Here is a 22,879-nt window from a genome sequence, read left to right on the forward strand (position 1 = left end):
CTCGGTACCATCGGACGAGTGCAGTTCCTTCCCGGTCAGAAGCCGCCCTACGACCTGACCTACGACGACGTCTTCCTGGTCCCGAACCGGACCGACGTGGCGTCCCGGTTCGACGTCGACCTCGCGACGGCCGACGGCTCCGGCACCACCATCCCGCTGGTCGTGGCGAACATGACCGCCGTCGCCGGGCGCCGCATGGCCGAGACGGTCGCGCGCCGCGGCGGCATCGTGGTGCTGCCGCAGGATCTGCCGCTCGCCGCCGCCGCGAGCACCATCGCCTTCGTCAAGAGCCGCTCGCTCACCGCGGACACCCCCGTCAGCCTCGATCCCGACCACTCGATCTCCGAGGCGGTCGCGCTCATCCACAAGCGCGCGCACGGCGCCGTCGTCGTGGTGGACGGCGGCCGCCCGGTCGGCGTCGTCACCGAGGCGGCCTGCGCCGACGTCGATCGCTTCGCCCGGCTGCGCGAGGTGGCCGCCACCGACTTCGTGCAGGCCCCGGTGGAGTCCTCGCCACGCGCCGTCTTCGACGCACTGGAGGCCGCGCACGCCGAGCTCGCGGTGCTCACCGCGCCGGACGGCACCCTCGCCGGCATCCTCACCCGCACCGGCGCGGTCAGGGCCGGGATCTACGCCCCCGCGGTCGACGCGCGCGGCGCGCTCCGGGTGGCCGCGGCCGTCGGCATCAACGGCGACGTCGCGGCCAAGGCCAAGGCGCTCGTCGACGCGGGCGCCGATCTGCTCGTCATCGACACCGCGCACGGCCACCAGGCCAAGATGCTCGAAACCCTGCGCGCCGTCGCCGATCTCGGCCTCGGCGTGCCGCTGGTGGCAGGCAACGTGGTCTCCGCCGACGGCACCCGCGATCTGGCCGCGGCGGGCGCCGACATCGTGAAGGTCGGGGTCGGCCCCGGCGCCATGTGCACCACGCGGATGATGACCGGCGTCGGCCGCCCGCAGTTCTCCGCGGTGGCCGAGTGCTCCGCGGCCGCACGGGAACTCGGCGTGCACGTCTGGGCCGACGGCGGCGTGCGGCACCCGCGCGACGTCGCCCTCGCACTCGCCGCCGGCGCGGCGAACGTGATGATCGGCTCCTGGTTCGCCGGCACCTACGAATCCCCCGGTGACCTGCGGATCGACCGCGACGGCAATGCCTACAAGGAGAGCTTCGGCATGGCCTCCAAGCGCGCCGTCGCCGCCCGCACCGCCGCGGACAGCGCCTTCGACCGGGCCCGCAAGGGGCTCTTCGAGGAGGGCATCTCCAGCTCCCGGATGCGGCTCGACCCCGAGCGCCCCGGCGTCGAGGACCTGATCGACCACATCTGCTCCGGCGTACGCAGCGCCTGCACCTACGCGGGTGCCCGCTCGCTCGCCGAGCTGCACGAGCGCGCGGTGCTCGGCGTGCAGTCGGCGGCCGGTTTCGCGGAGGGCCGCCCGCTCCCGAGCGGCTGGTGACACCGCCGGGGGCGGCGCCGGAGTCGCGGGGGCGCGCCCGGTAACATGGCCGTCGTCGGCACCGTCGGCGACGGTGCCACCCAGCCGTTCCCGGCGCCGCGGCCGCAGCGTCGAGCCGCCGCTTCACCGAAGAACGCGCCACCCGCTTCCGAAAGGATCCGCTTGTCACCCGCGTCCGAGGGCGCCACTCAGGAGGGCTCCTCTACCGAGCCGGGTGATATCCCCGGCTTCCCGTTCGCCCCCGCCCCGGGGCGGTGGTGACCGTGCTCGGCATTCTGCTCACCGTGCTCAGCCTGCTCGGCTTCGTCGCGCTGACCGCGGGCACCGCGCTCTTCGTCGCCGCCGAGTTCTCGCTGACCGCGCTGGAGCGCAGCACCGTCGAGGCGCACGCGCGCACCGGTGACCGCCGCTCCCGGATGGTGCGCAACGCGCACCGCACGCTCTCCTTCCAGCTCTCCGGCGCCCAGCTCGGCATCACCATCACCACGCTGATCACCGGTTACATCGCCGAGCCGGTGCTGGCCCGGCTGCTGCACCCGATCTTCACCGCGGTCGGCGCCTCCGAGGCGGCCGCCTCCGGCATCGCGCTGGCCCTTGCCCTGGTCCTGGCCACCTCGCTCTCGATGATCTACGGCGAGCTGGTGCCGAAGAACATCGCCATCGCCGTTCCGCTCGCCGCCGCGCGGGCCACCGCCGGGCCGATGATCGCCTTCTCCGTGGTCTTCTCCTGGATGATCCACTTCCTGAACAACACCGCCAATCTGGTGGTCCGCCGCCTCGGCATCGAACCCGCCGAGGAGCTGCGCTCCGCCCGCTCCCCCGAGGAGCTCGGCTCGCTGGTGCGCACCTCCGCGCTGCGCGGCGCACTGGACCAGCGCACCGCGCAGATCATCGAGCGCTCGCTGCGGTTCGGCAGCCGCAGCGCCGAGGATCTGATGACCCCCCGGGTCAAGGTGGAGTCGCTGGACCGCGACGACACCATCGCCGACCTGCTCGCCGCCGCCGCCCGGACCGGCTACTCCCGCTTCCCCATCGTCGACGGCGACCTGGACAACACCATCGGCGTCGTGCACGTCAAGCAGGCCTTCAGCCATCCCGCCGCGACCAGGCACACCGTCAGGCTGCGGCTGCTGGCCCGCCCGGTCCCGGTGGTGCCGGACAGTCTGGACGGCGACGAGGTGCTGGACCGGGTGCGCGCGCACGGCATGCAGGTGGCGCTGGTCGAGGACGAGTACGGCGGCACCGCGGGCATCGTCACCATGGAGGATCTGATCGAGGAGATCCTCGGCGACGTCAGGGACGAGCACGACGAGGAGGAGCGCGAGATCCGCAAGGTCGCCGACGGCTGGGACTGCTCCGGGCTGCTCCGGATCGACGAGATCTTCCACGCCACCGGCTACCAGGCCCCCGAGGGCGAGTACGAGACCCTGGGCGGGCTGGTGCTCGCCGTGCTCGGCCGGATCCCGGCCGCGGGCGACCGGGTGGTGCTGCCGCCACCGCCGCACGGCTTCGGCTCGGACGGCCACGACGGCGGCTGGATCGCCAGGGTGGAGCGGATGGACGGCAGGCGCATCGACCGGATCCGGCTGCTTCCGGTACCCGCCGAGAAACTGATACCGGGGGAGCGCGACCATGGGTGATCTCTTCGGCGTCGCGCTGACCGTGGTGCTGCTCGCGGGCAACGCCTTCTTCGTCGGCGCGGAGTTCGCGCTCATCTCGGCCCGCCGGGACCGGCTGGAGGCGCTCGTCGCGCAGGGCAAGCGCAACGCGGAGACCGTGATCCGCGCCGCCGCGAACCTCTCCATCATGCTGGCCGCCGCCCAGCTCGGCATCACCATCTGCTCGATCCTGCTCGGCCGGGTCGGTGAACCCGCGGTGGCGCACCTGCTGGAGCGGCCGTTCGAGCTGGCCGGGCTGCCCGAGGGGCTGCTGCACCCGGTGTCGTTCGCGCTCGCGCTCGCCATCGTCGTCGTGCTGCACATCCTGTTCGGCGAGATGATCCCGAAGAACATCGCGCTCGCCGGCCCGGAGCGGGTCGCGCTGCTGCTCGTCCCCGCGCACCTGATGTGGCTGCGCATCGCCAAACCGCTCATCGCCTTCTACAACCTCTGCGCCAACCTCTCCCTGCGGCTGCTGCGGGTCGAGCCGAAGGACGAGCTGGAGGGCACCGTCTCCAGCGAGGAGCTCGCCGAGATGATCGGCGAGTCCCGCTCCGAGGGGCTGCTCGACGAGGACGAGCACCGCCGCCTCACCCAGGCGCTCGGCAACTCCGAGCGGATCGTCCGCGAGGTCATGGTGCCGCTCGCCGCCACCCGCACCGTCCCGCTGCGCGGCGACGGGACCACGCTCGGCGACATCGAGGCCGCGGTCGCCGAGACCGGGTTCTCGCGGTACCCCGTGCGCGCCCGCGAGGGGTCGCTGATGGGGTACCTGCACATCAAGGACGTGCTGGACGAGGTGGTCGATCAGCAGGCGGGGCCGGAGACCGTCATCCCGCGCACCGACATCCGGCCGCTGCCGACGGTGAGCGCCGGGACCACGCTGTTCGAGGCGCTCGCGCGGCTGCGGCGAACCAACAGCCACCTCGGGCGGGTGGTGGACAGCAGGGGGACCACCGTCGGGATCGTGGCGCTGGAGGATCTGGTCGAGGAGTTCGTCGGGACGGTCCGGGACACGACGCACCGGGTCGCGGAGTGAGCTCCGCTTCCCTCCGGTCAGCGGGGACGGGGACCGCCGTCCCCGACAGCGCGGCCGCACCTCGCGATCCCGAGCCGGACCGCGCGCCCGAGAGCGCCGAGCGCACCGCCGAAACCACGGGGCGCGTTCCGCCCGGCGCCGACCGCGCGCCCCTCCGCCGCGCCGCGTGGCACGAGCTCGCCGCCGCGCACCGCGACCGGATCGAAGCCCTGGTCGGCTGCTACCTGCGCCGCCGCGCCGCCGGTGGGAAAAACCCCGTGCTCGACTTCCTCTTCACCTACTACGGCCACAAGCCCGGCCAGCTCCGCCGCTGGCACCCCGGCTTCGGCATCGCCCTCGCCGACTCCCCCGAGTACGCCGAAGTCCGCGGCTACCACGCGATCGCCCCCGGCTGCCACGCCGCCGACCCCGCCTTCCTGGCCCGCCGCCGCGACACCGTCTCGTTCGTCGCGGCCCTGCTCCGCGCCACCGCCGAGCGCCAACCCCGCCTCTCCTGCTTCGGCCTGCACGAATGGGCGATGGTCTACCGCACCGACGACACCCGCCACGCCACCCCCCTCCGTCTGGGACGCTCCGGCACCGACAACGTCGTCGAATCCCTCGACCTCCGCTGCACCCACTACGACGCCTACCGCTTCTTCACCCCCGACGCGGTAGGCCGCAACGACCTCGCCCTGACCCGCGAACAGCAGGTCGCCAGCGAGCAACCCGGCTGCCTCCACGCCGGCATGGACCTCTACAAGTGGGCCTTCAAACTCACCCCCCTGCTCCCGTCGGCCCTGCTCCTCGACTGCTTCGAACTCGCCTGCGCCGCTCGCGAACTCGACATGCGCGCCAGCCCCTACGACCTGTCCGCCTACGGCTACACCCCCGTCCCCATCGAAACCCCCTCCGGCCGAGCCGACTACGTCCGCGCCCAATCCGACCTGGCCCGCCGCGCCCTCCCCCTCCGCCGCACCCTCCTCGAGCACTGCGACCACCTGCTCCGGCGCACAGCACGGCGCGGAACCTGACCGCCGTGTAGTACGGATAAGATTGCGCTGCAGCGCTTCTCGAGTTTCGAATCCGCGCGCGCTCCTGGACCGAATGCTACGGAGTGCCGGCCGATCTGTCGGTGGACGGTGGCATGATCGGCGACAGACGATCACGAGAGCGGGGAGTTCAGGTGCGCGGGACGATCACGCGAACGGACGAACAGCAAGCAGCGGTCGAGGCGTTCGCCCGAGGTGATCATCTCGCAATCCAGGCCGGCGCGGGAAGCGGTAAGACAACCACTCTGCGTCTGCTGGCGGGGACCACAACCGAAAGCGGCCTCTACATCGCATTCAATCGAGCCATTGCCGACGATGCGGCAGGGCAGTTCCCCCGTACCGTCGCGTGCGGAACGGCGCACCGGATGGCATACCGCAGTGTCGGCCATCGGTTCAAGCGGCGCCTGGACGCTCCACGACTTCCGGGGAGGGAAGTCGCCAACGGGTTGGGTATTCGCGGCGAGAGACGTATCGGAAATCGAAATGTCGCACCACTCGCGCTCGCCCATGCGGTGGTTCAAACCGTGCGCCGCTTCTGCTATTCGGCCGATGACGTCATCGGTGCCCATCATGTAGCTCTACTGCATGGCCTCAGCAGCACACACAGGGACGCACTCGCCGCCGCCGTACTTCCCTTCGCGGTGAAGGCCTGGAGCGATATTCAGGACCCTGAGGGCAGAACAGTCCGATTCGAGCACGATCACTACCTGAAGATGTGGGCGCTCAGCCGGCCGGTCCTGGACTACGCCTACATCCTGCTCGACGAGGCTCAGGACACGAATCCCGTAGTCGAGCAGATTTTCAGCGCGCAGCGTGGTTCGGCGCAACTCGTGATGGTCGGAGACTCGGCCCAGGCCATTTACGGTTGGCGCGGAGCGCAGGACGTGATGGCTGGCTTCGGCGGAACGAAACTCGGTCTGACCCGGTCCTTCCGATTCGGTCCGGCGGTGGCGGAGGAGGCCAATCGCTGGTTGTCCATCATCGACGCACCGATCAGACTGAGCGGGCATGACCAGATCGCGACCACCGTCGGTCCCGCGTCCCGGGCGAACGCTGTCCTGTGCAGGACGAACTCCGGTGCGATGCTCGAAGTCATGACGGCCCTCGAGGCGGGTGTAGCGGTTGCCCTGGTGGGTGGCGGTGGCCAGCTACGCTCGCTCGCCGTGGCCGCACGCGAGTTGAAAGCGGGCCGTCGTGCAGCCCACCCCGAGCTGTTCCTGTTCTCCTCATGGGGTGAAGTTCAGGAGTATGCGATCGACGACCCTTCCGGTAAAGACCTCTATTCGTTCGTGAATTTGATCGACCGGCACGGGGCAGACGCAGTGCTCGACGCGGTCGGCAAATTGAGCAACGAGCGCAGGGCAGAGTTGATCGTGTCGACCGCGCACAAGGCGAAAGGTCGTGAATGGAGCACCGTGCGCCTCGCGGACGACTTTCCCGTCCCGGGCGAGGACGATGACGGTCGCCCGCTTCCCATCGACGGCGCCGACGCCCGGTTGGCTTACGTCGCTGTCACTCGCGCCAGAAATCACCTCGACCTCGGCGGTCTGACCTGGATCCAGGACCATCCGGAGGGGCAGCCGCACGACGTACGGCCCGATGTACCGCCGCTACTCCCCGGCGAGGACCGCCACTTCGGCACCGGCCTCTTCGTGGACCTGGTGCCGTCGTCGTGCTGGTTCACCAACGTCCGCTACTGCGTCGACAGCAGGGACTGGGAGCGTCTGCGGCGCATGGTGAACACGAGAGCCGAGCACCGATGCGAGGTCTGTGGCGTCGGTAAGGACCCGGCGGAACGACGACGGCTGGAAGCTCACGAACGATGGGACTACGACGAGGTTCGTACCGTTCAGAGCTTGCGGCGGATCATCCTGCTCTGCAGTGACTGTCACTTGACCACCCATTTCGGATACGCTCAGGTGAGCGGCAACGAAGACCGGGCTTTCCGGCATCTGATGCGGGTCACGGGGATGTCCGCCACGCGAGCGCAGGAGCACGTCGTCGAGGCGTTTCGCTCCTGGGAGTACAGGTCCGCCCGGAATTGGTCGCTGGATTTGAGCATCCTCACCGGGGCCGGTCTCACAGTGGTGCGCCCACCCGAAGCGGAAGATCGGCCGGCCGTCGCCGAGCGGCGTCTGCTCGCGGCCCGGGCGACCGAGAGTAGGAAATAGGCGCAATAGCGAGGTTTCACTTTCGCGCTCCGATAGCCGAGGATTGCAACCCCTGCGATTTCCCCCTCACACAGGGCGTTTCGCCCAGGGAATACAAGCGGGGTGAATTCCGTCCCTGGTCAGAGGTCTCCGTCGTACCATCCAACTGTCTGAGATGGACGAAAGGGGTGCGACGATGCACCGAGCCCAGATCCTGCTCGCGACCCTGATCCTCGCGATCCTGACCACCCCGGGCGTCGTCTCGGCGCAACCCGATTTCAACATTCAGCTCCGAGAATTCCTCGACGTGGGAACAACGTCCGTCCCTCGCGCCGACTGCGGCCCGGACGACCTCCCCGAGCCCGGCCTGCAGGGCGACGTCCCGGCCAGGGACCGGGACTCGGGGCGAAGCACCCTCGGCTACCGCTGCAACATGTCCCTGGCGGGCAGCTGGGCGGGCCGCGGCGCGGGCATCACCTCGACCAGCTTCGAGCACTGCGCCTACCTGGGCAGCTTCTTCCCCGGCGCGCTGCTCGGCGAGACCAGGGGCGTGCAGGTGCTTGACGTCTCCGATCCGGCGAACCCGCGCCCGACGGTCACGCTCACCGAACCCGCGATGCTGGCGGGCACCTGGGAGTCGCTGAAGGTGAACGTGGAGCGGAAGCTGCTGGTCGGAACCGGTGTTCCGCTGCTGATCGGCGCCGGCTTCCTCTCCGTCTACGACATCTCGGACTGCGCGCACCCGCGGCTGCTCAACCCGGGCCCCGGCACCGACCCGCTGCAACCGCTGCCGATCACCACGCACGAGGGCGGTTTCTCGCCGGACGGCAACACCTACTGGTCGTCGGGGATCGTGCCGGGGCTGCTCAGCGCGGTCGACCTGACCGACCCGACCCGTCCGCGGGTGATCTGGCAGGGCGTCGCCGGGATGGAGGAGCACGGCTTGGGCGTCAGCCCGGACGGTAACCGGCTCTACCTCTCCGCGCTCGGCGGGTTCACCGTGCTCGACGTCTCCGCGATTCAGCGGCGCGACCCGAATCCGCAGGTACCGCACCTGGGCCGGGTGTTCTGGACCGACGGCTGGGCCACCCAGCACAGTATCCCGGTGACCTACGACGGCCACCCGTACCTCTTCACGGTGGACGAGGGCGGCTCCGGCGGGGTCAAGCTCGTCGATGTCGCCGACGATGCCGCGCCGGATGTGGTCGGCAAGATCAAGCTGGAGATCAACCTGCCGCAGAATCTGGACAGCAATATCGGGTCGTCGATGGGCGGCTCGGTCTTCGCGTACGAATCGCACTACTGCACCGCCGACCGGCCGGCGAACCCGACGGCGCTGGCCTGCGGCTGGATCTCCTCCGGCATCCGCGTCTTCGACGTGCGCGACCCGTGGAACATCCGGGAGATCGCCTACTACAACCCGCCCGCGCGCACCGGCCAGAACCTCGGCCTGTGGAATTCCCCGCACGCGCTGGCCTCGCTCACCGGCATTCCGATCATGAGCGGCCCCTCGGCGCTGCGCGCGGTGCTGGACGGCCAGTTCTCCGGGGCCGACGCGCTCACCCCGCGCACCGGCAGGCTGCTCTTCGGCGACGTCTCCACCGACTGGTGCCTCTCCCCGCCGGAGTGGCGCGGCAACCAGCTGTACGTGTCCTGTTCGGACAACGGCTTCCTGGTGCTGAACCTGGACGGCGACGTCTACACGCCGCCGCCGGACCAGCGCTCGACCGTCGGCTCCTGAGCGCGACTCAGCCGACCTCGGTGAACTTGTACCAGCCGTTGTACCACGAGCTGTACTCGATGGCCGGAGCGCCCGCCACCTCGGTCTCGGCGTTCGGCTGCCCGTCGGGGAACCGGGCGAACCCGTGCGACTCCTGCGACTCGGCGTCCAGGTAGAAGAAGCAGCCGCCCTGCTTCGGCCCGACGAAGCGGAAGGTGTAGACGCCGAGCCGGGTGCGGTCCGGCCCCGGCGCCTCGCACGACTCCGCGCGCCCCTCCAGCGTGTTCACCGACACCCGCCACCCGGCGCGCTCCGGCACGTTCTGCCACACCGCGACCCCGAGCACCGCGATGACCAGCAGCGATCCCAGCGCGCCGAGCGGCGAGCGGTAGCGGACGAGGCTGACCAGCCAGGTGACCAGCGCGAGGAATCCGAGCACGCCGAGCGCACCGAAGAGCGCGGTCCGGACCGGGAGCGTTCCCTCGGCGCCGAGCTGCCAGAAGAGCAGCGCGCCCACCACGATCACGGCGAAGAGCAGCAGGAATGTCCAGACCCGGAACCAGGTGGGGCGGCGACGCCGCTGGGTCGCAACCGAATTCATGTCCGTCACCCTAAGGGGTATGGCCGGTTCCGGAGACCCGAAACCCCCGGGTCCAGCCGCCACCGCAGCGGTGGTGGCGGCCGGAGCCGGGGGTCGGATCGTGCGGCGGATGCCTCAGCCGGACATCACAGCGGGGGGAAACCCGCCGAGCCGGTCGCGGCCCAGTTCCAGAACTCCGCGGCCCGGTTGGCCAGCAGCGCGAAGATGTCGAGAACAACGCTTCCCATGTGCTTTCCTCCAAACGATCGGATGATGCGGCACCAGCCTAGCGACCGCGCACGTGCAGCCCGAAACCCCCGGTACCGGGAACCTCGCGCCCCGGTGCCAGCCGCAGCGCCCGGTCGTAGTCCCCGCCCGCCTGCCTGCGGTACCGGATCGGCTCGGTCTGCTCCAGTTCGGAGAGCCGTCCGCGCAGCTGCCCGGCCAGCTCGGCGAAGCGCTCGTCGTCCACCCGGATGGTGCCGTGCGCGACGAAGGGCGGCAGCACATCCAGCCCCGGGTAGTACAGAATGCCGTGCTGGATGGGGAAGAGCAGCTCGTCGATCGGGCCGTTGATGCCGCGTTCGGAGTACGCCGGCTCGCGCCCGCCCACCGCGACCACCAGCATGCCGCGCTTCCCGGCCAGGACGCCGTCGCCATAGCGGGGAATCGCGGTGCCGCCGGCGCCGTAGGCGAAGCCACAGGTGAAGACCCGGTCCACCCAGCCCTTCAGAATGGCCGGCAGGGAGAACCACCAGAGCGGGAAGTGCAGCAGCACGGCATCTGCCCAGAGCAGCCTCTCCTGCTCGGCGCGAATATCGGCGGCCAGCGTGCCGGTTGCGTAGGCCGCACCGGAGGCGAGCATGAAGTTGCGCTCGGTCACCTCGCCGAAATCGGCGGCGTCGGCGCTCGCCTTCCAGCCTGCGGCGTAGAGGTCGCTCACGACCACCTCGTGACCGTCGGCGCGGAGCTGTTCCACGGCAACGTCTTTCAGTGCTCCGGTGAGCGAATCGGGTTCGGGATGGGCGTACACGATCAGAACCTTCATGCCCCGGACAACGCGAACGCCCCCGGCCGGATTCCGGCCGGGGGCGTTCGCGGAGAACTAGCTGCCGTTCTTGGCGGCCAGCGCCTTGGCCTCGCGGCGGCGCCGGTGCAGGATCGGCTCGGTGTACCCGTTGGGCTGCTTCGTCCCCTCGAGGATGAGCTCCTTGGCCGCCTGGAAGGCGACGCTGCCCGCGAAGTCGGGGGCCAGCGGGCGGTAGCTGGGGTCGTTCTCGTTCTGCCGGTCGACGACGGGCGCCATCCGCTCCAGGCTGGCGACGACCTCGTCCTCGGTGACGATCCCGTGCCGCAGCCAGTTCGCCATGAGCTGGCTGGAGATCCGCAGGGTGGCGCGGTCCTCCATCAGCGCGACGTCTTTGATGTCGGGCACCTTGGAGCAGCCGACGCCGTGGTCGATCCAGCGCACCACGTAGCCGAGGATGGACTGCGAGTTGTTGTCCAGCTCCTGGCGCTTCTCCTCGTCGCTCCAGTTCGGCTCGGCGGCCAGCGGGATCTGCAGGATCTGGTCGACGTCGGCGCGGCGGCCGCCCTTGACCAGCTCCTGCTGCCTGGCAAGCACATCGACCAGGTGGTAGTGGGTGGCGTGCAGGGTGGCGGCGGTGGGCGAGGGCACCCACGCGGTGTTGGCGCCCGCCTTCGGGTGGCCGATCTTCTGCGTGAGCATGTCGCGCATGAGGTCGGGCATGGCCCACATGCCCTTGCCGATCTGCGCGCGGCCGCGCAGCCCGACGGCGAGGCCGGTGTCGACGTTCCAGTCCTCGTAGGACAGGATCCACTGCTGCGTCTTCATGTCGGCCTTGCGGACCATCGGCCCGGCCTCCATGGAGGTGTGGATCTCGTCGCCGGTGCGGTCCAGGAAGCCGGTGTTGATGAAGACCACGCGGGCGGCGGCGGCCTGGATGGCGGCCTTGAGGTTCACCGTGGTGCGGCGCTCCTCGTCCATGATGCCGACCTTGAGGGTGTTGCGCGCCAGGCCGAGCACGTCCTCGATGGCGGCGAAGAGGTCGTTGGTGAAGGCGACCTCGTCCGGGCCGTGCATCTTCGGCTTCACGATGTAGACCGAGCCGGTGCGGCTGTTCTTCAGCGCGGCGTCGTCGCGCAGCGCGTGCTTGGCGATGAGCGAGGTGATCAGGCCGTCCAGGATGCCCTCCGGCACCTCGTTGCCCTCGGGATCGAGGATGGCGTCGGAGGTCATGAGGTGGCCGACGTTGCGCACGAAGAGCAGCGAGCGGCCGTGCAGGGTGAGCTCGGAGCCGTCCAGCGCGGTGTAGACGCGGTCCGGGTTCATGGTGCGGGTGAAGCTCTTGCCGCCCTTGCTGACCTCTTCGGCGAGATCGCCCTTCATCAGGCCGAGCCAGTTGTGGTAGCAGAGCACCTTGTCCTCGGCGTCGACCGCCGCGACCGAATCCTCGAAGTCCATGATCGTGGTGACCGCGGACTCCAGCACGACGTCCTTGATCCCCGCGGTGTCGGTGCTGCCGATCGGCGACTCCGGGTCGATCTGGATCTCGATGTGCAGGCCGTTGTGCTTCAGCAGGATCGAGGTCGGCGCCTCCGGGGTGCCGAGGTAGCCGACCAGCTGCGCGGCGTCGGCCAGGCCGATCTCGGTGCCGTCCTCCAGCCCGACCTCCAGCTCACCGTCCACGATCTTGTACGAGGTGGAGCCGATGTGCGAGCCGGTGATCAGGGTGACCGAGTCGTCGAGGAAGTTGCGCGCCCACTCGATCACCTTGTCGCCGCGGACCCGGTTGTAGCCGGTGCCCTTCTCGGCGCCGCCGGACTCCGGGATGGCGTCGGTGCCGTAGAGCGCGTCGTAGAGCGAGCCCCAGCGGGCGTTCGCGGCGTTGATCGCGAAGCGGGCGTTGCTCACCGGGACCACCAGCTGCGGGCCCGCGGTGACGGCGATCTCGTCGTCCACGTTCGCGGTGGTCGCCTCGAAATCGGCGGGCTCGGGGCGCAGGTACCCGATCTCGGTGAGGAACTGCTTGTAGGCGGCCCTGTCGTAGTCGGCGCCGGGGTGCTCGCTGTGCCAGGCGTCCAGCTTGCCCTGGATCTCGTCCCGCTCGGCCAGCAGCGCGCGGTTGCGCGGCGCGAACTCGGTGATCACCCGCTCGGCGCCGGCCCAGAACGCGGCGGAATCCACGCCGGTTCCCGGCAGCGCCTCGTTCTCGATGAACGCGTGGAGAACGCCTGCCACCTGCAGTCCGCCGACCTGAACCCGCTCTGTCATCTACTGCCTCGCTTCCGAGAAGGCCGATGGAAAAAGTCGCTGTCATGTTACCCGTCGGTAAAGCCGCGCCGGGGTCACGCCCCCCTGATACTCGTCAGCGCCGGATTAATGTACTGATCGGAACATTAAGGGTGAACTGAGAGGTCGTCGATGACGCTGCAGGGCAAGGTCGCACTGATCACCGGCGGCGGTCGCGGGCTCGGTGCGGAGATGGCGCTCGCCTTCGCGGCGGCGGGGGCGGATGTCGTCGTCGCCGGGCGGCGGCTCGAGTCCTGCGCCGCGGTGGCCGAGCGGATCCGCGCCGACCACGGGCGGCGCGCGCTGCCGGTGGCCTGCAACGTGAGCCACTGGGAGCAGTGCGACGCGCTCGTCGAGGCGGCGTACGGCGAGTTCGGCCGGGTGGACGTGCTGGTCAACAACGCGGGTTCATCGCCGCTCTACCCGAGCCTGGCCGAGGTGCCGGAGGCGCTCTTCGACAAGGTGATCGCGGTGAACCTCAAGGGGCCGTTCCGGCTCGGCGCGCTGGTCGGGGCGCGGATGGCGGCGGCGGGCGGGGGCTCGATCATCAACATCTCCTCCATCGAGGCGACGAATCCCGAGCCGCACGCGGTGCCGTACGCCGCCGCGAAGGCCGGGCTGGAGGCGCTCTCCGGTGGGCTGGCACGGACCTACGGGCCCGCGGTGCGGGTCAATACGATCCGCTGCGGGCCGTTCGACACCGATATCGCCGCCGCCTGGCCGGACGAGCTGCGGGCCGAGCTGGAGCGGCGCAGCACGCTGGGGCGGGTCGGGAAGCCGGCGGAGATCGTCGGCGCGGCGCTGTATCTCGCGGGCCCGGCGTCGAGTTTCGTGACCGGCGCGGTCCTGGCGCTGGACGGCGGGTGGCGGTGAGGGTGCCCGCCGGGGCGAGCGGTGCCGGCGCCGCGCGCGACACCGATCCCGTGCCGCGGCGGCGGGGGCGCCCGCCCGCGACCGAGTCGACCGCGATCGAGACTCGGCGGCGCATCCTGCACGCGGCGGCGGAGCTGTTCGCGCGCAACGGCTTCCACGGCACGGGGGTCGCCGAGATCGGCGCCGCGGCGGGGGTGCAGCGCGGCGCGCTCTACTACCACATCGGCTCCAAGGAGGAGCTGCTGTGGCACATCCTGCGCGACTACACCACGCTCATGCTCAGCGCGGCCGAGCGGATCCGCGACCGCGGCGACGACCCGGTCACGACGCTGCGCGCGCTCATCGGCTCGCACGTCGAGCTGATCGTGGCGCACCGCCGCGCGGTCGCGGTGCAGCTGCGCGACGTCACCGCGCTCACCGGCGACCGCGCCACCGACCTGCAGGAGCTGCGCGACCGGCTGCAGCGCTGCTGGCAGGCCGTGCTCGACGCCGGGTACGCGGCGGGCGCGCTGCGCACCGCCGACCACGTCGTCACCAACAGCATGCTCGGCATGCTGAACACCGTCTCCTCCTGGTACCGCCCGCACGGGCCGCACACCCCCGCCGCGATCGCCGAGATCCTGGCGGGAACCCTGCTCGACGGCCTCGTCGTCGGCGACAGCACGAAAGGTTGACCATGGCGTGGGATTTCGAGACCGATCCGGAGTACGGGGCGGAGCTGGAGTGGGCGGCGGAGTTCGTCCGCACCGAGGTCGAGCCGCTCGACCTGCTCTACCCGAACCCCTACGACCGCACCGACACCGAGGCCATGGCGCTGCTGCGTCCGCTGCAGGAGCGGGTGCGGGAGCGCGGCCTGTGGGCCTGCCACCTCGGCCCCGACCTGGGCGGCCCCGGCTTCGGCCAGCTGAAGCTGGCGCTGCTCAACGAGGTGCTCGGCACCTCGGTCTGGGCGCCGTCGGTCTTCGGCTGCCAGGCGCCGGACTCGGGTAACGCCGAGATCCTCGCGCACTACGGCACGCCGGAGCAGAAGGAGCGCTGGCTGCGGCCGCTGCTGGCCGGGGAGATCGGCTCCTGCTACGTCATGACCGAGCCCACCGGCGGCGCCGACCCCGCGCTGTTCACCGCGCGCGCGGTGCGCGACGGCGACGAGTGGGTGATCGACGGCGAGAAATGGTTCAACTCCAATGCCGAGTTCGCGGCCTTCCACATCGTCATGGTGGTGACCGATCCGGCGGCGGGCCCGTACCGCGGCATGTCCATGTTCATCGTGCCCGCGGGCACGCCGGGGCTGGAGATCGTGAAGAACTTCCACGTGCGCGGGTTCAGCGAGCACGAGGGGCACCTGCGCTTCACCGGCGTCCGGGTGCCCGCCGATCACCTGCTGGGCGAGCAGGGGCAGGGCTTCGTCGTCGCGCAGACCCGGCTCGGCGGCGGGCGGGTGCACCACGCCATGCGCACGGTCGCGTTGGTGCGCCGGGCCTTCGACATGATGTGCGAGCGCGCGGTCTCCCGGCAGGTGCGCTCCGGCGCGCTCGGGTCGCTGCAGATGACGCAGGAGAAGATCGCGGACAGCTGGATCGAGATGGAGCAGTTCCGGCTGCTGGTGCTGCGCACGGCGTGGCGCATCGACCGGGAGCGGGACTACCTGAAGGTGCGGAAGGACATCGCCGCCATCAAGGTCGCCATGCCCAAGGTCATGCACGACATCGCGCAGCGCGCGCTGCATCTGCACGGCGCCATCGGCGTCAGCGACGACCTGCCCTTCGTCGACATGCTCACCTACGCCGAGGTCATGGGGCTGGCCGACGGACCGACCGAGGTGCACAAGGTCACGCTGGCCCGCGAGGTGCTGAAGACCTACGCGCCGGGCGACCCGGTGTACCCCTCCGGCTACCGCCCCGCCCTGCGCGAGCGGGCCCGCGACCTGGTCGCGCGGCGGCTGGAGCACGCGGTGGGCAATCTGTAGCGGTGCACGCATCGTTGAACCCGGCCCCGCGCGACCGGATGGCCGCCGCGCGGCGCCGGGCCCCCGCTCCCCCGCTGCAGGCCGCCGTCCTGGTGGCCGCGGTCCTCGCCGCCGCGCTCGCCGCGCACGGTGCCACCGTCGTCGGCGACCGGCCGATCTGGATCGCGGCGCTGCTCGCCGGGATCTGGATCATCTTCCCCGCGCTGCTGCTGACCAGCGTGTGGCGGATGCACGCCGCCGTCGGCACGAAGCCGGGGCGGGTACTCGGGCCGCTCGAACTCGGGGCCGCGGCCGCGTTCGCCGCGGCGCTGGTGCTGCTGGTCGACGGTTCGCCGTTCGCGGCGCTGCCCGCCGCCGTCGGCGCCGTCGCCGGTGGCGCGGCGCTCCTGGTTCACCTGGGCGCCCGGCGGCGCCGGGGGTGGCGCAGCGAGCTCCGCGCCACCGGCAGGGAGGTCGAGGCGGTGATCACCGACGACGGCCTGGGCCGGTTCCGGCCCACCCCGAACCCGAAGCTCACCCGGATCACCGTCGAGTACGGGGAACGGGTGCTCACCTTGCCCGCGCACCAGGTTCCGACGCGGCCGCTCGCGGTCGGCGACCGGGTCCGGCTGTGGCTGGATCCGGACGATCCGGAGCGGTGGACCGCGGCGGCGGACAACGGCGTCTCGCGGCTGCTCGAGCGGTAGGAGTTCCCCCGCAAACATCGGAACACCGGTTCACTTTCCGCTATTCTCCGCTCAGCACAGCACACCTGCCGCCCACCCCCGAGGAGCCGCATGTACCCCGGCGCACACGTCGACCGCTTTCCGGACAAGGCCGCGGTCGTGGTGGCCGAAACCGGGGAGACGCTCAGTTATCGGCAGCTGGAGGAGAACTCGGTGCGGCTCGCGCGGCACCTGCACGAGGCCGGGCTGCGGCGCGGCGACCACCTCGCGCTGCTCTCCGGGAACGACCCGAAGGTGTACGAGGTGTACTGGGCCGCGCTGCGATCCGGGCTTTACATCACGGCGGTGAACCGGCACCTGTCGGCGCCCGAGATCGCCTACATCGTGAACGACTGCGGGGCGCGGGCGCTGATCGCATCGGCGGAGCTCGCCGAGGTCGCGGTGGAGGTGCTGCCGCAGACGCCAGCGGTGGCGCTGCGGCTGGCGTTCGGCGGGGAGGTCGCGGGGTTCGGGTCGTACGAGGGGGCGCTGGCGGCCGCGTCGGCGGAGCCGCGCGCGGACGAGCCGCGCGGGGCGGACATGCTGTACTCGTCCGGCACGACGGGGCGGCCGAAGGGCATTCGGCAACCGCTGCCGGAGCGGCAGGTCGGCGAGGCCCCCGGTGACACCTACACCGCCATCTTCGGCCCGCTGTACGGCTTCGACAGCGACACCGTCTACCTCTCCCCCGCCCCGCTCTACCACGCCGCGCCGCTGCGCTTCGGCGGCGTGGTGCACGCGCTCGGCGGGACGCTGGTCATCATGCGCGGGTTCGATCCCGAACGGGCACTTGCCGCGATCGAGCGGTTCCGGGTGACGCACAGCCAGTGGGTGCCGACCATGTTCGTGCGCATGCTCAAGCTGGACGCGGCGATCCGGGCGAAGTACGACGTCTCCAGCCTGCGGGTGGCGGTGCACGCGGCGGCGCCGTGCCCGGTCGAGGTCAAGCGGGCGATGATCGAGTGGTGGGGCCCGATCCTGTTCGAGTACTACGCCTCCACCGAGGCCAACGGCGCCACCTTCATCGACAGTGCGCAGTGGCTGCGCAAGCCGGGGTCGGTCGGCGTCGCCGGGCTCGGCACCATCCGGATCTGCGGCGACGACGGCGCCGAGCTGCCGGTCGGCGAGATCGGCACCGTCTACTTCGAGCGCGACGAGCTGCCCTTCGCCTACCACAACGACCCGGCCAGGACCGCCGAGGCGGTGCACCCCGCACACCCGGCCTGGACCACCACCGGCGACATCGGCTACCTGGACGACAACGGCTTCCTCTTCCTCACCGACCGCAAGGCGTTCATGATCATCTCCGGTGGTGTGAACATCTACCCGCAGGAGGTGGAGGACGCGCTGGCGCTGCACCCGAAGGTGCTCGACGTGGCGGTCATCGGGGTGCCGGACGAGGAGATGGGCGAATCGGTGCTCGCCGTCGTACAGCCCGCCCCCGGCGCCGAGCCGGGCCCCGAGCTGGGCGAGGAGCTGCGCGGCTACCTGCGGGAGCGGATCGCGCACTACAAGGTGCCGCGCACCGTCGATTTCTCCGACGATCTGCCGCGCACGCCCACCGGGAAGCTGGTCAAGGGGAAGTTGCGCGCCCGGTACGGGTGATCGGACAGGGCACGGCAGGCACGCCATGACCAGCCTGTCCATACTGGGCGGTTGGATCCACCGCCCCCGGCCGAGCCGGGCGATGAATCGGCGCTCCCCGCTCCGTCGGTACTGACAACCGGATCGAGGAGGAACCGCCATGACGACCGTGATCGCCGACATCACCGTGTCCCTGGACGGCTACGTGACCGGAGCGGGCGCGGGCCCCGGCCGCGGGCTCGGCGATGCCGAGGAGCTGCACGCCTGGGTGAGCGAGCGGGACGAGGTGGACAGCGCGATCCTGCGCGACGCCACCGCCGTGAGCGGCGCGGTCGTCATGGGCCGCGGGCTCTACGACGTGGTCGACGGCCCCGGCGGCTGGACGGCCGAGATGGGGTACGGCGCGCAGGAGGCGGGCACGCCGCCGTTCTTCGTGGTCACGCGCGCGGCCCCGGCCGAGAGCAGGCTGGTGCGCGATCTCGGCCTGCGCGTCACCTTCACGGACTCGCTGCCGTCGGCGATCGACCGGGCTGCCGCGGCCGCCGGGAACGGCGCGGTGGTACTGATGGGCGGCGGCGAGCTGATCGGCCGGGCGCTGGAGGCCGGACTGGTGGACGAGCTGCGACTGCACCTGGCCCCACTGGTGCTCGGCGCAGGCACCCCGCTCTTCCGGCCCGGCACCCGCTGCCACTACCGGCAGCGGGAGGTCCGGCCCTCCCGCAATGCCTGCCACCTCGTCTACGAGCGGATCACTTCCAGTACGCCTGGAACTTGATCGACTCCTTGCTCAGACCGTGCTTGGTCTTGAGCGTCTTCACGATCGAGCGCGTGGTGCGGCCGTCGCACGCAACCCAGCCGAAGGTGCCCTGCTTCAGGGTGATCCCCTCGGCGGCCTCGCGCAGCAGCCTGCCGTCGTCCACCCGCTGCACCCAGGTGACCTCGTGCCGCGGGCCCGCCTGCACCGGGAGCGTCGGGTCGGACTCGTACTGCCACTCCAGCCACACCCGCGCGGGCGTGTCCCCGATCGCGCGCAGCAGCGAGTTGACGGCGGGCAGCGAGGCGGTGTCGCCGAAGAGCACGAACTCGGCGGGCACCGGCTCCGGGATCGCGAAGTTGGATGCGCCGATATTCTTCATCGCCGACGCCTCGAGCACCTCCCCCACCTGCGCGTTCTCCGCCCACACCGAGGCGGGGCCGTGGTGCAGCGCGAACTCGACGCCGAAGGTGTCGTTCTCGGCGTCCTGGTCGACGAGCGTGTAGCCGCGCTGGCGGTAATTGCCCTTGCCGTCGTCGAACCAGATCCGGATCCACTGGGTCGGATGCACCGGGTAGTCGGCGAGCAGGCCGCCTCCGCTGAACCCCACCCTGATGTACTTGTCGGTGATGGCGCGGACCGAGGTGACGGTCAGCTTGTAGTTGTCCGCACGGTAGGCCTTCATCATGAGGCCTTCGAGACCCTTGCTCATAAAGTCAGGTTAGCCTAACCATTGGTGTTCGGAGAACACCAATGCCGCATCGGCGGCGTGTCAGCCGCGCAACACCGCGCGGACCGCGGCGGCGGCGATCTCGCCGTCGGAGAGCCCGCTGCGCGGGACCAGGATGTGCGAGAGCACGATGCGGACGATGATCTCGGCGGCCTGCTCCGGCGGCACCGCGAGGTCGGCGGCGTCCGGACGGGCGCCGACGATCGGGGTGACGAAGGCGCTCACCGTCTCGACCAGGGTGCCTGCCGAATTCCCGTGTGCGATGGCGGCATCGAGCAGCCAGCGGGGTTCGTGGTCGCGGACCCGGCGGATCACCGGGTGGCCGCGCAGGTGGGTGAGGGCGAAGCGGACGGCGGCGTGCACGACCTCCGGGAGCGGGGCGAAGAGATCGACCTCGCGGTAGCCGAGCGCGATCATCGCCCCGACCTCGGCGCGGGCGACGGCGCCGATCATGCCGTTCTTGTCGCCGAACTCGCGGTACGCCGTCGCGCGGGAGACGCCCGCGCGCTGCGCGACGGCGGCGAGGGTGAGCGCGTCGAGACCGATCTCGCCCATCATCTCCAGGGCGGTCCGCTCCAGGAGCTCGGCGTTCCGGGTCACGCGGCCATTATGCCCGGGCCTTGCCGCCACACCATATGAGACTCTATGGTCGGTCGGTCTCAGTTCGGCGATCCGGAGGTCCGGCATGCACGCGATCGTGCTCGGTGCGGGAATGGGCGGGCTGCTGGCCGCGCGAGTGCTCTCCGAGCACTACGACCGGGTGACGGTGCTGGAGCGCGACCACCTGCCGGACGAGCCGCGAGCGCGGCGCGGGGTGCCGCAGGGCAGGCACGTGCACGGGCTGCTCCCCCGCGGCGCGGCACTGCTGGAGGAGTTCTTCCCCGGCCTGCGCGCGGAGCTGGTGGACTCCGGGGCGGTGGAGTGCGCGGCGCTGGAGCAGGTCCGGTTCGCGGTGGCGGGGCATCAGCTGGCCCGCGCGGCGACCGGGCACGTGGCGCTGCAGGCGAGCAGGCCGCACCTGGAACACCACGTGCGGGCCCGGGTGGCGGCGCTGCCCGGGGTACGGATCAGGGACGGGGTCGCGGCGCTCGACCTCTCGCACGATCCGCGTGGCGGGCGGGTCACCGGGGTGCTGGTGCGGGCCAGCGACGGTGATCGCAGGCTGGACGCCGATCTGGTGGTGGCGTCCATGGGGCGCGGCAGTGCGGTGAACTCCTGGCTGGAGCGGTTCGGGTACGCGCGGCCGGCCGAGGAGGGCACGCCGATCGATATCGTCTACACCAGTGCCTTCGCCCGGCTGCCCGCCGGCGCGCTGGCCGGAGAGCTGAGCATCACCGCGGGGGTGCGGACGGCGCCGCCGCGGGCGCTGGCGATCTTCGCGGTGGAGGGCGGGCGGCACATCGTCACGCTGATCGGGTTCGGCGGCGAGAAGCCGCCTGCCGACACCGCCGGGTTCGCCTCCTACGCGGCGCATTTCGCGCCGGACGACGTCGTCGACGCCTTGGCGCGGGCCGAGTACCCCGAGCCGTCGGCCTCCTTCCGGTACCGGGCGAATCTGCGCCGCCGGTACGAGCGGCTGCCCTCCTTCCCGGACGGGCTGCTGGTCACCGGCGACACGCTGTGCAGCTTCAGCCCGGTGTACGGGCAGGGGATGACGGTGGCGGCGATCCAGATGGCGGTGCTGCGCACGGTGCTCAGCAGTGGCACCGGAAATCTGGCGCGCCGCTTCTACCGGGCGGTGCGGCCGGAGATCGACCACGCCTGGCAGCTCACGGTCGCGGCCGACGGGGCCATGCCGCACGTGACACCGGAGGGGCCGGTGGCGCGGGCCGCGGTCGCGGCGCTGGACCCCATCCTGGTGGCGGCGGAGCGGGATCCGCGGGTCGCCGCGGCGCTCTTCCAGGTGATCGGGCTGGTCGAGCGGCCGTCCTCGCTGCTCACGCCGGAGCTGCTCGCCCGCATCGGCGCCGCCAACGCGGGCGCGCTGCTCGAGTCCGCCCTGCGCACGGCGGGCGGCGGCATCACCCGCGCCCTCACCGCCCGGGTGGCGTGAGCGCGGCCCGGCCGCGCAAAGTCGACGGCGGTGGTCGCCGCACCGGCGCTCCGGTGCACGGAGCGATGCGGCCGCGGCGGGAGCCACCCGAGCACCACAGCCGGTCCGGCGGCATCCGTCGACCGATGCGCCCCGCCTCCGTGCAGGCGATCGGGACACCGCGACCGATCCGGCATATTCGGCCGCCCGGTGCCCGCGCGGCGCGGGGCTCAGATGGCCTGGAGGTACCAGTCCACCCGATCGTCCCCGTCGGTGGCACTGTGGCTGTAGCGGAAGCGGGCCCGGCGGGCGACCGCGACCGAGGAGGTGTGCTCCGGGTCCACCCGGATCACCGCCTCCTCGACCGTGCCGAGCGCGGCCAGGTACCGGCAGCCGAGGATGACGGCGCGGGTGGCGAGACCGCGCCCGCGGCGCTCGGGGTATACGCCGTACTCGATGCTGGCCTGCCCCTTGTCCAGGTAGGGCCGCGCGAGCCGGATGTCCAGCAGCCCGATGAGCTCGGCTGCCGGGAACTCGGTGACGGCGAAGAGCCGGGCCGGGCCGTCGGTTTCCCAGGCCGCCGCGCTGTCCGCGAAGCGCTCGGCCGCCGATTCCTCGGCGCCGAGGTCCGGCCAGAGCCGGACCAGCGCGGAGTCCGCTCCGGCGAGGTGGGCCGGGACATCGGCCACCGCGATCGGGCGCAGGGCGATCACACCATCGGAAACCAGCACGGAACCATGATCGGCAGCCGAGCGACGTTCAAGCAAACCGACCCCCCTTCCCGGCGGGTCGGGTCAGAGCGCATTGCGGGTGCAGGCGGAGGTGGTGAGCACCGCCGGGCGCGGTGACGCGCTACCGAGATCGGGGAACGGCGGGGCTGTTTCGCCCAGACCGGCGACGGCCGCGGACTCGGCCTCCGGCCGGGACGGCGCCGCGGCCCAGCCGAACCGCCCGTCCGCGCCACGCGCGACGGCGGCGCAGCCGTCGGCGTACTGCAGCACGATCCGGCAGTCGTAGACGCCGCAGTTCTTGATCGCCTCGGCGTCGGCGGCGACATAGCTCCGATGGTCGGTGGTGATGGCGACCACCCCGGTGGACTCGGAGAGCGAGATCGTGCCGTAGTAGAGCCCCTTCGGCGGGACCGCGGCCGCCGGGGCGGAGACCCCGGCGCCGAGCAGCGCCGCCGTCGTGGCGACGACTCCGGCGACCGACCGGGACAGCTGCGGCAGGGACACGGGACGAACCTCCAGCTCAGCCCCTCACCGACGAGGAGCACCGCGAGAATCATCC

Annotated in this window: 20 protein-coding genes; 13 read left to right on the forward strand and 7 right to left on the reverse strand. The window is 71.3% G+C overall.

The genetic code is table 11. The annotated features are described in order from the left end of the window. The first annotated feature begins 18 nt into the window (after positions 1 to 18). From ACFO0B_RS12870 to ACFO0B_RS12895, 6 genes are all read left to right on the forward strand, one after another. On the forward strand, positions 19 to 1,455 hold the full coding sequence (locus ACFO0B_RS12870; protein WP_378612635.1) for a GuaB1 family IMP dehydrogenase-related protein: 1,437 nt from the start codon (positions 19 to 21) through the stop codon (positions 1,453 to 1,455). Positions 1,456 to 1,709: 254 nt separating this feature from the next. Further along, positions 1,710 to 3,095, forward strand: coding sequence for a hemolysin family protein (locus ACFO0B_RS12875; protein ID WP_378612636.1), 1,386 nt, complete (start codon positions 1,710 to 1,712; stop codon positions 3,093 to 3,095). After that, complete coding sequence (locus tag ACFO0B_RS12880; protein WP_378612637.1) at positions 3,088 to 4,152, forward strand: hemolysin family protein; 1,065 nt, start codon at positions 3,088 to 3,090, stop codon at positions 4,150 to 4,152. Before ACFO0B_RS12875 ends, ACFO0B_RS12880 begins: the two co-directional genes overlap by 8 nt. Positions 4,153 to 4,352: 200 nt before the next feature. Further along, positions 4,353 to 5,165 (forward strand): 3-methyladenine DNA glycosylase, encoded by an 813-nt coding sequence (locus ACFO0B_RS12885; RefSeq protein WP_378612874.1) that lies wholly within the window; start codon positions 4,353 to 4,355, stop codon positions 5,163 to 5,165. Positions 5,166 to 5,248: 83 nt separating this feature from the next. Further along, entirely contained in the window at positions 5,249 to 7,354 is a 2,106-nt protein-coding gene (locus ACFO0B_RS12890; RefSeq protein ID WP_378612638.1) for a UvrD-helicase domain-containing protein, read from the forward strand. A gap of 175 nt (positions 7,355 to 7,529) precedes the next feature. After that, complete coding sequence (locus ACFO0B_RS12895) at positions 7,530 to 9,074, forward strand: LVIVD repeat-containing protein (RefSeq protein WP_378612639.1); 1,545 nt, start codon at positions 7,530 to 7,532, stop codon at positions 9,072 to 9,074. 7 nt (positions 9,075 to 9,081) lie between these two features. Here the strand turns inward: ACFO0B_RS12895 and ACFO0B_RS12900 are convergent, their stop codons facing one another. From ACFO0B_RS12900 to ACFO0B_RS12910, 3 genes are all read right to left on the reverse strand, one after another. Then, complete coding sequence (locus ACFO0B_RS12900; RefSeq protein WP_378612640.1) at positions 9,082 to 9,654, reverse strand: hypothetical protein; 573 nt, start codon at positions 9,652 to 9,654, stop codon at positions 9,082 to 9,084. 265 nt (positions 9,655 to 9,919) lie between these two features. Further along, a complete protein-coding gene (locus ACFO0B_RS12905) occupies positions 9,920 to 10,681 on the reverse strand; it encodes an NAD(P)H-dependent oxidoreductase (RefSeq protein ID WP_378612641.1) in 762 nt (253 codons plus the stop codon). A gap of 57 nt (positions 10,682 to 10,738) precedes the next feature. Beyond that, entirely contained in the window at positions 10,739 to 12,928 is a 2,190-nt protein-coding gene (locus ACFO0B_RS12910) for a malate synthase G (RefSeq protein ID WP_378612642.1), read from the reverse strand. Positions 12,929 to 13,078: 150 nt separating this feature from the next. On the opposite strand from ACFO0B_RS12910, the gene ACFO0B_RS12915 reads away from it, so the two are divergent. The 6 genes from ACFO0B_RS12915 to ACFO0B_RS12940 all read left to right on the forward strand — a co-directional run bounded on the left by ACFO0B_RS12915 (position 13,079) and on the right by ACFO0B_RS12940 (position 18,848). After that, positions 13,079 to 13,819 (forward strand): SDR family NAD(P)-dependent oxidoreductase, encoded by a 741-nt coding sequence (locus ACFO0B_RS12915; protein WP_378612643.1) that lies wholly within the window; start codon positions 13,079 to 13,081, stop codon positions 13,817 to 13,819. 2 nt (positions 13,820 to 13,821) lie between these two features. After that, entirely contained in the window at positions 13,822 to 14,493 is a 672-nt protein-coding gene (locus ACFO0B_RS12920) for a TetR/AcrR family transcriptional regulator (protein ID WP_378612875.1), read from the forward strand. A 2-nt stretch (positions 14,494 to 14,495) separates the two neighbouring features. After that, entirely contained in the window at positions 14,496 to 15,785 is a 1,290-nt protein-coding gene (locus tag ACFO0B_RS12925; RefSeq protein WP_378612644.1) for an acyl-CoA dehydrogenase family protein, read from the forward strand. Between the two features lie 2 nt (positions 15,786 to 15,787). Beyond that, positions 15,788 to 16,471: a hypothetical protein gene (locus tag ACFO0B_RS12930; RefSeq protein ID WP_378612645.1), complete on the forward strand. Its 684-nt coding sequence runs from the start codon at positions 15,788 to 15,790 to the stop codon at positions 16,469 to 16,471. Positions 16,472 to 16,561: 90 nt separating this feature from the next. Then, positions 16,562 to 18,094, forward strand: a complete 1,533-nt coding sequence (locus ACFO0B_RS12935; protein ID WP_378612646.1) for an acyl-CoA synthetase — start codon at positions 16,562 to 16,564, stop codon at positions 18,092 to 18,094. 139 nt (positions 18,095 to 18,233) lie between these two features. Next, positions 18,234 to 18,848: a dihydrofolate reductase family protein gene (locus ACFO0B_RS12940; protein WP_378612647.1), complete on the forward strand. Its 615-nt coding sequence runs from the start codon at positions 18,234 to 18,236 to the stop codon at positions 18,846 to 18,848. Here the strand turns inward: ACFO0B_RS12940 and ACFO0B_RS12945 are convergent. Both ACFO0B_RS12945 and ACFO0B_RS12950 read right to left on the reverse strand, forming a co-directional pair. Further along, positions 18,823 to 19,539 carry a siderophore-interacting protein gene (locus ACFO0B_RS12945; RefSeq protein WP_378612648.1) on the reverse strand — a complete coding sequence of 239 codons (717 nt, stop codon included), beginning with the start codon at positions 19,537 to 19,539 and terminating at the stop codon, positions 18,823 to 18,825. The genes ACFO0B_RS12940 and ACFO0B_RS12945 overlap by 26 nt on opposite strands. Positions 19,540 to 19,599: 60 nt before the next feature. Continuing rightward, complete coding sequence (locus ACFO0B_RS12950) at positions 19,600 to 20,157, reverse strand: TetR/AcrR family transcriptional regulator (protein WP_378612649.1); 558 nt, start codon at positions 20,155 to 20,157, stop codon at positions 19,600 to 19,602. Between the two features lie 85 nt (positions 20,158 to 20,242). On the opposite strand from ACFO0B_RS12950, the gene ACFO0B_RS12955 reads away from it, so the two are divergent. Continuing rightward, positions 20,243 to 21,610 (forward strand): FAD-dependent oxidoreductase, encoded by a 1,368-nt coding sequence (locus tag ACFO0B_RS12955; protein WP_378612650.1) that lies wholly within the window; start codon positions 20,243 to 20,245, stop codon positions 21,608 to 21,610. A gap of 209 nt (positions 21,611 to 21,819) precedes the next feature. Here the strand turns inward: ACFO0B_RS12955 and ACFO0B_RS12960 are convergent, their stop codons facing one another. Further along, complete coding sequence (locus tag ACFO0B_RS12960; RefSeq protein WP_378612651.1) at positions 21,820 to 22,320, reverse strand: GNAT family N-acetyltransferase; 501 nt, start codon at positions 22,318 to 22,320, stop codon at positions 21,820 to 21,822. A gap of 63 nt (positions 22,321 to 22,383) precedes the next feature. Continuing rightward, positions 22,384 to 22,824, reverse strand: a complete 441-nt coding sequence (locus tag ACFO0B_RS12965) for a DUF4189 domain-containing protein (RefSeq protein WP_378612652.1) — start codon at positions 22,822 to 22,824, stop codon at positions 22,384 to 22,386. Between the last annotated feature and the right edge of the window lie 55 nt (positions 22,825 to 22,879).

It is taken from the genome of Nocardia jiangsuensis (assembly GCF_042650385.1).
Taxonomy (GTDB): domain Bacteria; phylum Actinomycetota; class Actinomycetes; order Mycobacteriales; family Mycobacteriaceae; genus Nocardia; species Nocardia jiangsuensis.

What these genes read in the sequence shown, in the direction of transcription:
- ACFO0B_RS12910 (WP_378612642.1), bottom strand. Translation starts at nt 12,928, where the DNA reads ATGACAGAGCGGGTTCAGGTCGGCGGACTGCAGGTGGCAGGCGTTCTC.
- ACFO0B_RS12880 (WP_378612637.1), top strand. Translation starts at nt 3,088, where the DNA reads ATGGGTGATCTCTTCGGCGTCGCGCTGACCGTGGTGCTGCTCGCGGGC.
- ACFO0B_RS12945 (WP_378612648.1), bottom strand. Translation starts at nt 19,539, where the DNA reads ATGAGCAAGGGTCTCGAAGGCCTCATGATGAAGGCCTACCGTGCGGAC.
- ACFO0B_RS12900 (WP_378612640.1), bottom strand. Translation starts at nt 9,654, where the DNA reads ATGAATTCGGTTGCGACCCAGCGGCGTCGCCGCCCCACCTGGTTCCGG.
- ACFO0B_RS12905 (WP_378612641.1), bottom strand. Translation starts at nt 10,681, where the DNA reads ATGAAGGTTCTGATCGTGTACGCCCATCCCGAACCCGATTCGCTCACC.
- ACFO0B_RS12955 (WP_378612650.1), top strand. Translation starts at nt 20,243, where the DNA reads ATGCACGCGATCGTGCTCGGTGCGGGAATGGGCGGGCTGCTGGCCGCG.
- ACFO0B_RS12925 (WP_378612644.1), top strand. Translation starts at nt 14,496, where the DNA reads ATGGCGTGGGATTTCGAGACCGATCCGGAGTACGGGGCGGAGCTGGAG.
- ACFO0B_RS12935 (WP_378612646.1), top strand. Translation starts at nt 16,562, where the DNA reads ATGTACCCCGGCGCACACGTCGACCGCTTTCCGGACAAGGCCGCGGTC.
- ACFO0B_RS12915 (WP_378612643.1), top strand. Translation starts at nt 13,079, where the DNA reads ATGACGCTGCAGGGCAAGGTCGCACTGATCACCGGCGGCGGTCGCGGG.
- ACFO0B_RS12940 (WP_378612647.1), top strand. Translation starts at nt 18,234, where the DNA reads ATGACGACCGTGATCGCCGACATCACCGTGTCCCTGGACGGCTACGTG.
- ACFO0B_RS12895 (WP_378612639.1), top strand. Translation starts at nt 7,530, where the DNA reads ATGCACCGAGCCCAGATCCTGCTCGCGACCCTGATCCTCGCGATCCTG.